The 13,741-nt window shown below is 38.4% G+C and carries 9 protein-coding genes, 1 tRNA gene and 1 pseudogene; all 11 read left to right on the top strand.

Translation table 11 applies throughout. The annotated features are described in order from the left end of the window. Positions 1-139 (top strand): annotated as a pseudogene (tuf, locus tag P8M52_RS04015) (elongation factor Tu); the annotation flags it as partial. Between the two features lie 71 nt (positions 140-210). Further along, positions 211-286 (top strand) — tRNA-Trp (locus P8M52_RS04010). A 16-nt stretch (positions 287-302) separates the two neighbouring features. Beyond that, positions 303-674 carry a preprotein translocase subunit SecE gene (gene secE / locus P8M52_RS04005; RefSeq protein ID WP_300307667.1) on the top strand — a complete coding sequence of 124 codons (372 nt, stop codon included), beginning with the start codon at positions 303-305 and terminating at the stop codon, positions 672-674. 11 nt (positions 675-685) lie between these two features. Further along, complete coding sequence (gene nusG / locus P8M52_RS04000; protein WP_300307665.1) at positions 686-1,219, top strand: transcription termination/antitermination protein NusG; 534 nt, start codon at positions 686-688, stop codon at positions 1,217-1,219. A gap of 88 nt (positions 1,220-1,307) precedes the next feature. Further along, a complete protein-coding gene (gene rplK, locus P8M52_RS03995) occupies positions 1,308-1,736 on the top strand; it encodes a 50S ribosomal protein L11 (RefSeq protein ID WP_300307663.1) in 429 nt (142 codons plus the stop codon). Between the two features lie 4 nt (positions 1,737-1,740). Further along, on the top strand, positions 1,741-2,436 hold the full coding sequence (rplA, locus tag P8M52_RS03990; protein ID WP_300307660.1) for a 50S ribosomal protein L1: 696 nt from the start codon (positions 1,741-1,743) through the stop codon (positions 2,434-2,436). A gap of 198 nt (positions 2,437-2,634) precedes the next feature. Next, positions 2,635-3,153: a 50S ribosomal protein L10 gene (rplJ, locus tag P8M52_RS03985; RefSeq protein ID WP_300307658.1), complete on the top strand. Its 519-nt coding sequence runs from the start codon at positions 2,635-2,637 to the stop codon at positions 3,151-3,153. Positions 3,154-3,187: 34 nt separating this feature from the next. Next, entirely contained in the window at positions 3,188-3,568 is a 381-nt protein-coding gene (gene rplL, locus P8M52_RS03980) for a 50S ribosomal protein L7/L12 (protein WP_300307656.1), read from the top strand. A gap of 167 nt (positions 3,569-3,735) precedes the next feature. Next, the gene (gene rpoB, locus P8M52_RS03975) at positions 3,736-7,818 is read left to right on the top strand and encodes a DNA-directed RNA polymerase subunit beta (protein ID WP_300307654.1); all 4,083 of its coding nucleotides are present in this window, start codon (positions 3,736-3,738) and stop codon (positions 7,816-7,818) included. Positions 7,819-7,831: 13 nt separating this feature from the next. Further along, positions 7,832-12,016 carry a DNA-directed RNA polymerase subunit beta' gene (rpoC, locus tag P8M52_RS03970; protein WP_300307652.1) on the top strand — a complete coding sequence of 1,395 codons (4,185 nt, stop codon included), beginning with the start codon at positions 7,832-7,834 and terminating at the stop codon, positions 12,014-12,016. Positions 12,017-12,097: 81 nt separating this feature from the next. Next, positions 12,098-13,552 carry an anthranilate synthase component I gene (gene trpE / locus P8M52_RS03965; RefSeq protein ID WP_300307649.1) on the top strand — a complete coding sequence of 485 codons (1,455 nt, stop codon included), beginning with the start codon at positions 12,098-12,100 and terminating at the stop codon, positions 13,550-13,552. Positions 13,553-13,741: the final 189 nt, after the last annotated feature.

Below are 13,741 nucleotides of genomic sequence, written 5' to 3'. Positions count from 1 at the left end.
GATGGTAATGCCAGGCGATAACGTGAAAATGGAAGTAGAGCTATTATCTCCAATCGCTATGGAAGATGGATTAAGATTCGCAATTAGAGAAGGTGGTCGTACAGTTGGTGCGGGCGTTGTTTCTAAGGTTACGGATTAATTTCTAAGTTTAAACTTAGGAAAATCTAAGAAAATTTGGCTCGGGCTTAGGTCCGAGCCTTTAAAGTTTATAGGCGAGTGGCTCAATTGGTAGAGTGGCGGTTTCCAAAACCGTTGGTTGGGGGTTCGAGTCCCTCCTCGCCTGCCATGTTAGAAGGTGTATTGTGAATAAAACAGTAGAAACTAAGACAAAAGAATCATCACTAGGAGTGTATTTATCAATCCTTATAGTGATCGCCTCTCTTGTCATGTTTTATTTGGATCCATTAGGACTAATTACAACACTATACAAAGTTTTAATTTTGTTAGCAGGTCTTGTGATTGCAGGCCTGATTTATTTCAGGACACCTCAAGGTAAGCGATTAAGCACGTTTATCAAAGAAACTAAAATCGAGTTACGTAAGGTAGTATGGCCAACACGTGATGAAACTGTCAAAACGACAGGCATGATTATGGTGGCAGTAATAATTGTTGCTATATTCTTGTGGATAGTTGATTCATTCTTTTCATGGATGGTTCAATTATTAACAAATTAAGAGAGCTGTAGATGTCTAAAAGATGGTATGTGCTTCATGCTAGAAGTGGTTATGAAGCTAAAGTTAAAACTGCAATTGAAGATGCTATCACTAGAGAAGGTTTAGAGGACTTGTTTAGTGAGGTTATGGTGCCTACTGAGCAGGTGGTTGAACTTAAAGATGGTCAAAAGAAAACTGCTGAACGTAAGTTTTTCCCTGGCTATATGTTGGTTAACATGGAGTTAACTGAGCCTAGTTGGCTGCTTGTTAAAAATACTAATAATGTTATTGGCTTTATTGGTGGATCATCTGGTAAGCCATCTCCAATTACTCAACGTGAAGTTGATCGTATTATGGCTCGTGTTCAAGAAGGAGCTGATAAACCTAAACCTAAGATTGCTTATCAACCTGGTGAAGAGATACTTGTTATTGATGGACCATTTAGTGAATTTAATGGCATTATTGAAGCGGTTGATTACGAGAAGAGTATTTTAAAGATTGAGGTGTTAATCTTCGGTCGTACAACATCGGTTGATCTTGAGTTCTCACAAGTAGAAAAAACATAGTAACGTAGCGACGTAATTGTCGCTTTTTTTAAACGGGGAGCTTAATAGGCGTTATTACCCAATCGAGGAAACTCCTCAAGGAAGAAAAATGGCTAAAAAAATTGAATCATATATTAAGCTTCAAGTGCCTGCACAAGAAGCTAATCCGTCACCACCAGTTGGTCCTGCATTAGGTCAGCATGGTGTTAACATCATGGAGTTCTGTAAGGCATTTAATGCTAAGACTCAAGAGATTGATAAAGGCATGAAAGTTCCTGTAATTATTTCAGTATACAGCGATCGTAGCTTTACCTTTGTTACAAAAACACCACCAGCTTCATTGCTTATTCTTAAAGTAACAGGAATTGCTAAGGGATCTAGCGTTCCACATACTGATAAAGTAGGAAAAATTACCCGCGCTCAATTAGAAGAAATTGCAACGATTAAGATGAAAGATCTTAATGCAAATGATTTAGAAGCTGCTGTTACAATTATTTCTGGTACTGCCCGTTCAATGGGTATTGAAGTGGAGGGTTAATCGAATGGCTAACTTAACAAAAAAACAAAAAGATATCGCAAGTAAAATTGAACATGGTAAGCGTTATTCAATTGAAGATGCATTGACTTTAATTAAAGAATGTGCAACTGCAAATTTTGACGAATCTATCGATGTGAGTGTTAACTTAGGTGTTGACGCTAAGAAATCTGATCAAAACGTTCGTGGTGCTGTTGTGCTTCCTAATGGTACTGGTAAAACTGTTCGTGTTGCTGTATTCACCCAAGGCGATAACGTTGCAAAAGCCGAAGCAGCTGGTGCAGATGTTGTTGGCATGGAAGATCTAATGAAATCTATGCAAGATGGTGATCTAGACTACGATGTTGTTATTGCGTCACCTGATGCAATGGGTGTTGTTGGTCGTTTAGGTCAGGTATTAGGTCCACGTGGTTTAATGCCTAACCCTAAGGTTGGCACAGTAACACCAGATGTTGCTACTGCAGTTAACAATGCTAAAGCAGGTCAGGTACGTTACCGTACTGATAAAGCTGCAATTGTTCATGCGGGTATTGGTAAAGCATCATTCGATGTTAAAGCTTTATCTGAAAATATAACCGCACTAATGGAAGCACTTAAAAAGGCTAAGCCAAGTTCGGCTAAAGGTGTTTACTTTAAAAAATTAAGTGTTTCTTCAACAATGGGCGCAGGCGTTTCAGTTGATTTAAGCACTCTTGATCTTTAATAGGTTCAAGTAAATAAATTCTTTGGGTCGTAGTAATTATTATTGCGTTCCTCAAAGACCATAGGTGTAAATTCTCCTCCTGGAGTTTTTACTTAAATGATTGGTAACACAATCTGCTTATGTAGAGGGTATGCAAGTACTCTATGGCGAAAGTTGTCAAAAGATAACTTTCTTTTTTAAACTGTTCAGGAGAGGCAAATGGCTCTAAATCTTGAAGCAAAAAAAGTTGTTGTAGAACAAGTAAATTCACTAGCTGATAGTGCAATTTCTGTTGGCGTAGCTGAGTATCGTGGATTGACAGTTGAACAAATGACTATGCTTCGTGCTAGCGCACTAGATGCTAACGTTTCTTTACGTGTTGTAAAGAATTCATTGGCAAAATTAGCGCTAAACGAAACATCGTGTGAATGTGTATTACCAGTTCTTAGTGGTCCGGTAATTCTTGGTTTTTCTCAGGAAGATCCAGGCGCAGTTGCACGTGTCTTCAAAGACTTTGTAAAAGAAAATGAAGATTTAGTCGTTAAAGGTTTGGGCGTTTCAGGTGAATTTGTAGATGCAGATCAACTTAAGCGTATTGCAGACCTTCCAACTAAAGATCAAGCAATTAGTACAGTTATGGCATTAATGTTAGCACCAGTTGAGAAACTAGCTAGAACTTTAAATGAAGTTCCAACTAAAGTGACTCGTGTGGTGTCAGCAGTAGCGCAACAAAAATAATAAACAAATAATATAAAAAAAAGGAGTAAATATCATGGCATTATCAAATGAAGATATTTTAAATGCAATTGCAGATATGTCTGTAATGGACGTTGTTGAATTAGTTTCTGCAATGGAAGAGAAATTTGGTGTAAGTGCAGCTGCAGTAGCAGCAGCACCTGCAGCAGGCGCTGGCGATGCTGGTGGCGAAGCTGCAGCTGAGAAAGACGAATTTGATGTTGTAATGACATCTTTCGGTGAAAAGAAAGTTGCTGTTATTAAAGCAGTACGTGGTATCACTGGTCTAGGTCTTAAAGAGGCTAAAGACATGGTTGAAGCTGTTCCTGCGACTATCAAAGAAGGTGCATCTAAAGCAGAAGCTGAAGATGTTCAGAAGCAGCTTGAAGAAGCTGGTGCTAGCGTAGAACTTAAATAATAAGTTTTAGGTAAAAACCCAAAATCCCCACTAGGGGATTTTGGTGTTTATTGCATTTACACACTTTATTGTGTGTATTTCCAATCTATTTTTATTATCTAGATTGGATTTATTTTAAGAAGTATATTGCTTCTTAGCTAAATTAGAACGACTAATACGAGGTATTCATGGCTTATTCATTTACGGAAAAAAAGCGAATTAGAAACAACTTTGGCACAAGATCATCGATTTTGCAGGAGCCAGATCTGTTAGCTATTCAGATTGATTCTTTTAACAGCTTCATTCAAGCTGGTAATAAAACTAAAGAAGATGTAGGTTTGCATGCAGTGTTTCAATCAGTTTTCCCTATTACTGCAGTTAACGGTTATGCCGAAATTGAGTATGTAGATTATGAATTACAAGAGCCTAAGTTTAACGTAGAAGAGTGTAAGTTACGTGGTGTAACTTTTGCTTCTACATTGCGCGTTAAGCTTAACCTAGTATTGTTCGATAAAAATGGCTCTACTTTAAAGAAAAAACGTAAAGTCAAACAAATCATTGAAGAGGATGTTTACTTGGGGCAGTTGCCATTAATGACTGACACAGGTACCTTTGTGATTAATGGTACTGAACGTGTTGTTGTATCTCAGCTGCACAGATCTCCAGGTGTTATTTTTGAACACGACAAGGGAAAGACTCACTCATCAGGTAAGATTTTATTTTCATCACGTGTTATTCCGTATCGTGGCTCTTGGCTAGATTTTGAGTTTGATCATCATGAGCATTTATATGTTCGGATTGATCGTCGTCGTAAATTGCCAGTCACAACCTTGTTGCGTGCCATGGGATTGTCAAGTAGTGAGATCCTGTCAACCTTCTTTGAGACATCATCTGTTAAGATGAAGGCTAAGTCTTGCGAGTTAGGTATTACACCGTCACGTCTACGTGGCACGATTGCAGAATTTGATATTCTTGCTGGTAAAGATGTTGTTGTCGAGAAGGGGCGACGTATTACCGCTAAACATATCAAGATGCTTGATGCAGCAGGTGTTAAAGCAATCTCTGCTCCTTTAGAGTCTTTGTTGGATAAAGTAATTTCAAATGAAATTATTGATACGGAAACAGGTGAAATTCTTGTTGCTACTAATACAGTAATTTCTGAGGATGTTCTTGAGTTAATAATTGGTAATAAGATTAAGAAATTCGATGTTCTTTATATTAACGAATCTGAAACTGGCGCCTATATTTCTGACACTTTACGTCTAGATGATACGCAAACTGAAATTGAAGCACGCATGAGCATTTATCATGTGATGCGACCTGGTGAGCCAGCTACTGAAGATGCTGTAAATCTATTGTTTAACAACTTATTCTTTAAGAATGACCGCTATGACTTATCTAAAGTAGGCCGTATGAAGCTTAATCGACGTCTTGGTGTTGAGTCAGAAACTGGTGATCATGTGTTAACTAACGATGATATTTTGAGCGTGATTAAATTACTAATCAATATCAAAGATGGTAACGATTCAGTTGATGATGTTGATACACTAGCGAACCGTCGTGTTAGAGCAATTGGTGAAATGATCGAAAACCAATTTAGAATTGGTTTGGTGCGAGTTGAAAAAGCAGTTAAAGAAGGTTTAAATCTAGCTGAAACTGATGAGTTGACACCACAAGATTTAATTAACTCTAAGCCAGTATCGGCGTCGGTAAGAGAATTCTTTGGATCATCTCAGCTGTCTCAATTTATGGATCAAGTTAATCCACTATCAGGTGTAACGCATAAACGTCGTATTTCTGCATTAGGTCCAGGTGGTCTAACTCGTGAACGTGCTGGTTTTGAAGTACGTGATGTTCATCCGTCACATTATGGCCGATTATGTCCAATTGAAACACCTGAGGGGCCAAACATTGGTTTAATTAATACTTTGGCTGTTTATGCTAAAACAAATGATTATGGCTTTTTAGAAACACCATATCAAGTAGTTAAGAATGGCAAGGTAACAGATGAAGTTGTTTATGTTTCTGCTATTGACGAAATCTCACATACCATTGCTCAAGCAAATGCAGCTGTTGATGATAATGGAATGTTAATCGATAGTTTAATTTCATGTCGAAATAAGAATGAGTTTGTATTGGTAGGTTCTGATGAAGTAACCTTGATTGATATTGATTCTAAACAAATATCATCAGTTGCTGCATATTTAATTCCATTCCTTGAGCATGATGATGCTAACCGAGCGTTAATGGGTTCAAACATGCAGCGACAAGCTGTTCCAACACTTCGTGCAGAAAAACCTTTAGTTGGTACTGGTATTGAGCGTGTTGTAGCAACAGACTCTCGTGTTTGTGTGACTGCAAAACATGCGGGTGTAGTTGAAGCTGTCGATGCGTCACGCATTGTAATTCGTGTGGACGCTAAGCAGGCTAAAGCCGGTGAATTAGGTGTTGATATTTATAATCTAACTAAATATGCTCGTTCAAATCAAAATACTTGTATCAATCAAAAACCTTTGGTTAATGTTGGTGATAAAGTTTCCGAGAACGATGTTTTGGCCGATGGCCCTTCTACAGATTTAGGTGAATTGGCACTTGGCCAAAACATGAAGCTTGCATTTATGCCATGGAATGGTTACAACTTTGAAGATTCAATCTTAATTTCTGAAAAAGTTGTTAAAGACGACCGTTATACAACAATTCATATTGAAGAATTAACCGCATATTCTCGTGATACTAAACTCGGTCCTGAAGAGATTACAGCCGATATCCCCAATGTTAGCGAATCGGCGCTTGCTAAATTAGACGAAGTGGGTGTGGTTTATGTTGGCGCACGTGTTAAGGGTGGCGATATCCTTGTAGGCAAGGTAACGCCTAAGAGTGAAACAGTGCTTTCTCCAGAAGAGAAATTACTACGAGCTATCTTTGGTGAAAAGGCTAATAACGTCAAGGATTCATCATTAAGAATTGGTGCTTCTAAGTCGGGTGTCGTTATTGATGTTCAGGTTTTCACTCGTGATCGTGTTGAAAAAGATTCAAGAGCATTAAGTATTGACTCAGATCGATTAGAAAAAATTAAGAAAGATATTGATGATGAATTTGGCATTATTGATGGCGATATTTATCGTCGAATTCGCACTAAACTTTCAGGTAATGTGATAACAAAACCTGTTGGCGATATTAAAGCAGGCGAAAAGCTTAACGCTAAGTTAATGAAAAAGCTTGACAATAAAGATGTTGCTAAAATTAAAGTAGAAGATGCGACAATTAATAAAGAAGTAGCAGTCTTAGTTAAGCAGGCAAAAGCCAAGCAAGTTGAATTTGACAAATACCTTGAAGAAGAGAAGGCCAAGATTAATGAAGGCGCTGAATTGCCACCTGGTGTTATGAAGATGGTTAAGGTTTATGTGGCAACACGTAAAACTCTACAAGTTGGTGATAAGATGGCAGGACGACACGGTAATAAAGGTGTTATCTCTCGTGTTTCTCCGATTGAAGATATGCCTTATTTGGCTGATGGTTCGACGGTTGATGTAGTACTAAACCCGTTAGGCGTTCCATCTAGAATGAATGTTGGCCAGGTATTAGAAGTACATTTAGGTTATGCTGCAAAAGGCTTGGGCTTCAAAATTGCCGCTATGCTTGATGAAAAACGCACTGAAATGGTTGCTGAAATTAGAGCCTTCTTAGATAAAGTCTATAACTCGTATGGTAAGCAAGAAGATCTTGCTGCATTTAATGATGAAGAAATCATAGAATTAGCTAAAAACCTGAGAGAGGGTGTGCCAATGGCAACCCCAGTGTTTGATGGCATCAAGGAGCAGGATATTAAGTCATTGCTTAAACTTGCTGATCTACCTGAATCAGGTCAAGAACAATTGTACGATGGTCGTACGGGTGATGCTTTTGACCGTCCAGTAACGGTTGGTTACATGCATATGCTGAAACTGAATCACTTAGTGGATGACAAAATGCATGCTCGTTCAACTGGACCTTACTCTTTAGTAACGCAACAGCCATTGAGTGGTAAAGCGCAATTTGGTGGTCAACGATTTGGTGAGATGGAAGTATGGGCATTAGAAGCTTATGGTGCAGCACACACATTACGTGAAATGTTAACCGTTAAATCTGATGATGTAGCAGGTCGTGCCAAGATGTACAAGAGTATTGTTGATGGCAAGAATCAGACTGAGTCAGTGATGCCAGAATCATTTAATGTACTTATTAAAGAGATCAGATCATTAGGTATTGATGTTGAGCTTGAGCAATACTAATTAGGAGAGTAAAGTGAAAGATTTATTAACAATATTAAAGCAAGAAAACAGAGAGCAAGAGTTTGATGCAATTAAAGTAGGCCTAGCTTCTCCTGAGAAGATTCGTTCATGGTCATATGGCGAGGTTAAGAAACCTGAAACCATTAACTACCGAACTTTTAAGCCTGAACGTGAAGGCTTATTCTGTGCGAAAGTATTTGGACCAATGAAAGATTTCGAATGTTTGTGTGGTAAGTACAAACGTATGAAATTCCGTAATGTTGTGTGTGAAAAATGTGGCGTTGAAGTTACCTTCTCTAAGGTTCGACGTGAACGCATGGGCCACATTGAATTAGCAGCACCAGTAGCTCATATTTGGTACCTTAAATCATTACCATCACGCTTAGGCTTGCTAATGGATATGACGCTTAAAGATATCGAGCGTGTATTGTATTTTGAAGCATTCTTAGTAACCGATCCTGGCTCTACACCATTAGTACATAAGCAGTTATTAACTGAAGAGATGTATTTCGATGCACTAGATGAATACGGTGATGATGAGTTTGAAGCTAAAATGGGTGCGGAAGCAATCCAAGACGTTTTAGCTGAAATGCAACTTGAAAAAGAGGCGGCTAATTTACGTGAAGATAGTTTAAATACCAAATCTCAGACTAAACTTAAAAAGTATAACAAGCGTCTAAAACTAATTGATTCTTTAATTCAATCAGGTAATAAGCCAGAGTGGATGATTTTAAAAGTATTGCCAATACTTCCGCCTGATCTACGCCCATTAGTGCCATTAGATGGCGGACGTTTTGCTACATCTGATTTAAATGACCTTTATCGACGTGTTATTAATCGTAATAATCGTTTAGCACGTTTATTAGAGCTTGATGCGCCCGAAATTATTGTACGTAACGAAAAACGTATGTTGCAAGAAGCGGTTGATTCATTAATTGATAATGGACGTCGTGGTCGTGCAGTTATGGGTACTAATCGTCGTCCATTAAAGTCTATCTCTGACATGATCAAAGGTAAACAAGGTCGATTCCGTCAAAACTTGCTTGGTAAGCGAGTTGACTATTCAGGACGTTCTGTTATTGTTTGTGGTCCTTACCTTAAGTTGCACCAATGTGGCTTGCCAAAGAAAATGGCGTTAGAATTATTTAAGCCATTTATTTACAATCGTCTTATATCTAAAGGTTTGGCTTCCACTATCAAGGCAGCTAAAAAAATGGTTGAAGCCGAGACTCCAGAAGTTTGGGATGTGCTAGAAAAAGTTGTTCACCAACATCCAGTCATGTTAAACCGTGCACCAACTTTGCATCGATTAGGCATTCAAGCATTTGAGCCATTATTAATTGAAGGCAAGGCAATTCAATTACATCCATTAGTTTGTGGCGCATTTAACGCTGACTTTGATGGCGACCAGATGGCAGTACACGTACCATTATCTGAAGAGGCACAGTTAGAAGCAAGAACATTAATGCTTGCTTCTAACAATGTTTTACACCTTGCAAGTGGCGAGCCAATTATCGTCCCTTCACAGGATGTTATTTTGGGCTTGTATTACATGACGCGTGACATGATCAATCAGAAAGGTGAGGGCATGGTATTCACCTCTCCTGCTGAAGCGCTTAATGCTTATGAAGCAGGCCATGTAACATTGCATGCTAAAGTAAAATTAAGAATTCAAGAGTACACTAAAAATGATGCGGATAAATTTGAACCAAGTTCAAAGCGTATTGTTGACACAACAGTTGGTCGTGCAATTTTCTCTAGAATCTTGCCAAATGGCTTATCGTTTGATTTAATTAACGAGGCAATTTCTAAAAAGGTTGTGTCACATCTAATTCATGTTTGTTATCGTACACAAGAATTAAAAGAAACTGTAATGTTTGCAGATCAGATGATGTATATGGGCTTCCAGTATTCAACTAAATCTGGTATCTCGTTCTGTTCAAATGACATGACAATTCCAGATACAAAAGCTGGGATGATTGCCGATGCTGAAGATCAAGTCAAGGAAATTCAAGACCAATTCTCTAAAGGTGTGGTAACTGATGGTGAGCGCTATAACAAGGTAATTGATATTTGGTCACGCACTTCTGAAACAGTTGCAAAAGCAATGATGGATGAAATCGGCTTTGAAGAATTCGAAACTAAAGATGGTAAAACTGAAAAACTAGCTTCCTTTAACTCTGTATACATGATGGCTGACTCGGGTGCTCGTGGTTCACCTGCACAAATGAGACAGTTGGCTGGTATGCGTGGACTAATGGCTAAGCCAGATGGCTCTATTATTGAAACGCCAATTACGTCAAACTTCCGTGAAGGTTTGAATAACATGCAATACTTTATTTCAACACACGGTGCTCGTAAAGGTTTGGCTGATACAGCACTTAAAACGGCAAACTCAGGTTATTTAACACGTCGTTTGGTAGATGTTGGTCAGGACTTAGTTATTACTGAAGATGACTGTGGTACTGAAAATGGCATGATTATGAAGGCTGTTATTGACGGCGGCAATATCGTTCAAACATTAGGTGCAGCTGTTTTAGGACGTGTAGTTGCTGAAGATATATTGATTCCTGATACCTATGATGTGTTTATGCCTAAAGGTCATTTGGTTACGCTGAATGATTCTGAAAAGGTGAATGAGCTTGGTGTAGAATCAATCAAGGTAAGATCTGCGATTACCTGTGATACTCGTTATGGTGTTTGTGCAAGCTGTTATGGTAACGATATGGCACGCGGCCATAAGATTGGTGTTGGTGAAGCTGTAGGCGTTATTGCAGCACAATCAATCGGTGAGCCAGGTACGCAGTTGACTATGCGTACCTTCCATATTGGTGGCGCAGCATCTGCTTCAACAGCAGTCAGTAGTATTAACGTAAATATTGATGGTACCGCTCATTTTGAAAATGTTGAATCAATTACTAATGATAATAATGATCTAGTGGTAATTTCTAGATCTGCTGAAGTAACTATTAGGAATACTAAAGGTCAGGATGTAGAACGTTATAAGATTCCATATGGTGCTGTCGTACATGTACAAGAAGGTGGTGAAGTTAAAGCAAAAGATAAAATTGCTGACTGGGATCCGCATACACATCCAATCATTACAGAACAGTCAGGTCGCGTAATATTTGTTGACTTCGAAGAAGGTATTACGGTTAATAGGAATACTGATCCATTAACGGGCCTAACATTCTTTGAAATGATTGCTGAAGCAGAAAGATCAGCCGCTGCTAAAGGTTTAAAGCCAATGATCAAGATGGTTGAAGAAAGTGATTCGGAAGTTGTACTATCTACGCATTATCTACCGTCAATGGTTAAGATTCATTTGGAAGATAATCAAGTGATCGCAGCAGGTGAAGTGCTTGCTAAGATTCCAAAGGATCAATCTAAGACAAGCGATATTACCGGTGGTTTGCCACGTGTTGCTGATTTGTTCGAAGCACGTAAAGCGAAAGACCATTCAATTCTTGCAGAAGAATCAGGTGTGATTAGTTTTGGTAACCCAACTAAGAGTAAAGATCGTTTGATTATTACTTCTGCAGAAGGCGAAGCAACTGAAATGATGATTCACAAATGGCGTCAAATTAACGTATTTGATGGTGAAACCGTTGAAAAGGGCGATGTAATCTCTGATGGCCCTTCCAATCCTCATGATATCCTACGTCTATTGGGAGTTGAAGCACTAGCAAACTATGTTGTGAAAGAAGTTCAAGATGTATATCGCTTACAAGGTGTAAACATCTCAGATAAGCATATTGAGGTTATTGTTAAGCAAATGTTACGTAAAGTAGAAGTGCTTGACTCTGGTGACTCTAAGTTTGTAAATGGTGAAACTGCAGAATATGCAAGAGTGATCGAAACTAATAAGCAATTAGCCGCTCAAGGAAAAGAATTGGTGACATACCAAAGATTACTCATGGGTATTACCAAGGCATCACTTGCAACTGAATCGTTCATATCAGCAGCCTCATTCCAGGAAACAACTCGAGTCCTAACAGAAGCGTCGACAACTGGCCGTGTAGATTCACTACAAGGTTTGAAAGAAAACGTAATTGTGGGTCGATTGATTCCAGCTGGAACCGGATTTGCGCATCATCAGGAGCGTCGTGCTAAGCGCGCCGCAAGCATAACTCACAGTGCTGATGCTGAAATTGCTTTAGCTGCTGAGTTAAGTGAAGCTGACGAGGTTCATGAGTAATTTCTAAGTCTTAATGCTAAATAAAAACCGTATCGTGTTCGATGCGGTTTTTTTATGTCTAAAATCCGTTAAAATGCGTTTATGAACAAAACAAGTTTTGAAAACTATACCGATCAAGGGTACAACCATATTCCTGTTTTTAGAGAAGTGGTGCTAGATACTGATACTGCATTAGGGTTGTATTTAAAACTTGCAAATAATACTTATAGTTATTTATTTGAATCAGTACAAGGCGGTGAAAAATGGGGTCGATACTCCATGATTGGCTTGTGTGCTAAAACTGTGATCAAAGTATTTGATCATGAAGTTCAGATTGAGCAAGATTCAACCATCATTGAGCGTTTTGAAGTTAAAGACCCACTTGATTGGATAGAGGAATATCAGCAGCAATTTAAAGTGCCAGAAATTAACGACCTGCCAGAATTTAATGGTGGATTGGTTGGGTATTTTGGTTATGAGATTATTCGTTATATTGAACCAAAACTACAAGATATTAATCTTAAAGATGAGCTAAATATTGCTGATATTTTGTTAATGGTCTCGAATGATCTAGTGGTGTTTGATAATTTAGCTAATAAAGCTTTTTTACTGACTCATGTTAATCCGAAGACACATAGTTATGAGCAAGCGCTTGAGCGTCTCGATGAAATTGAAGCGCAAATAGACCAACCTCTAATTAAACAATCTTACCAATCCGATCATTTAAAGCCTGAAGATTTTAAATCTAGTTTTGGAGAGCAAAGTTATAAAGATGTGGTTGAACGTATTCAACAATACATTGTTGCAGGTGATGTAATGCAGGTTGTTCCTTCACAACGTCTTAGTGCGCCTTATACAGCGCCATCAATTGAATTGTATCGACAGCTTAGAAGGCTTAATCCCTCACCTTATATGTATTATCTTAACCTAGGAGATGTTGATATCATTGGCTCATCGCCAGAAATTTTAACACGGGTTGATTCTGATCGACGAGCCACTGTTCGACCAATTGCTGGCACACGAGCACGCGGTAAAGATCAAGCTCATGATTTGGCGCTTGAACAAGAGTTACTAGCTGATGAAAAAGAAATAGCTGAGCATTTAATGTTAATTGATTTAGGTCGTAATGATTTAGGTCGTATTGCCAAAACTGGCAGTGTTAAGCTAACCGATAAAATGTTTGTTGAACGCTATTCCCACGTGATGCATATTGTTTCTAATGTAGAGTGTGATTTACAAGAGACAATGAGTGCTATAGATGTTCTTAAGGCAACTTTCCCAGCAGGCACACTCAGTGGCGCACCGAAAGTTCGTGCTATGGAAATTATTAATGAAGTAGAACCACTTAAACGTAATATTTATTCAGGTGCTATTGGATATCTTTCTTGGCATGGTTGTATGGATATGGCGATTGCTATTCGCACTGCAGTTGTTAAAGATCAGATATTACATGTACAGGCAGGTGCTGGCATTGTATATGATTCGGTACCCCAATCAGAATGGGATGAAACGATGCATAAAGCCCAAGCCCTTATCAAAGCAGCCGAACAAGTTTAATTCTTTATTTTCTTTTGGGTAGATTATATCCATTAACACGTAAACATAATTCAAATTGTTATCTACATGTAGATCACATTGTTATATAAATGTAGATCACATTGTTATATATGTAGTATAAAAGATACAGTTTATCTTAAACCCTTCTATATTATTAGACTTTAAAGCAGTTGCATTTGTAGTATTTTT

This window comes from Candidatus Thioglobus sp., from assembly GCF_029243085.1.
Classification (GTDB): domain Bacteria; phylum Pseudomonadota; class Gammaproteobacteria; order PS1; family Pseudothioglobaceae; genus Thioglobus_A.
This window is presented reverse-complemented; position numbering and strand designations above follow the sequence as displayed.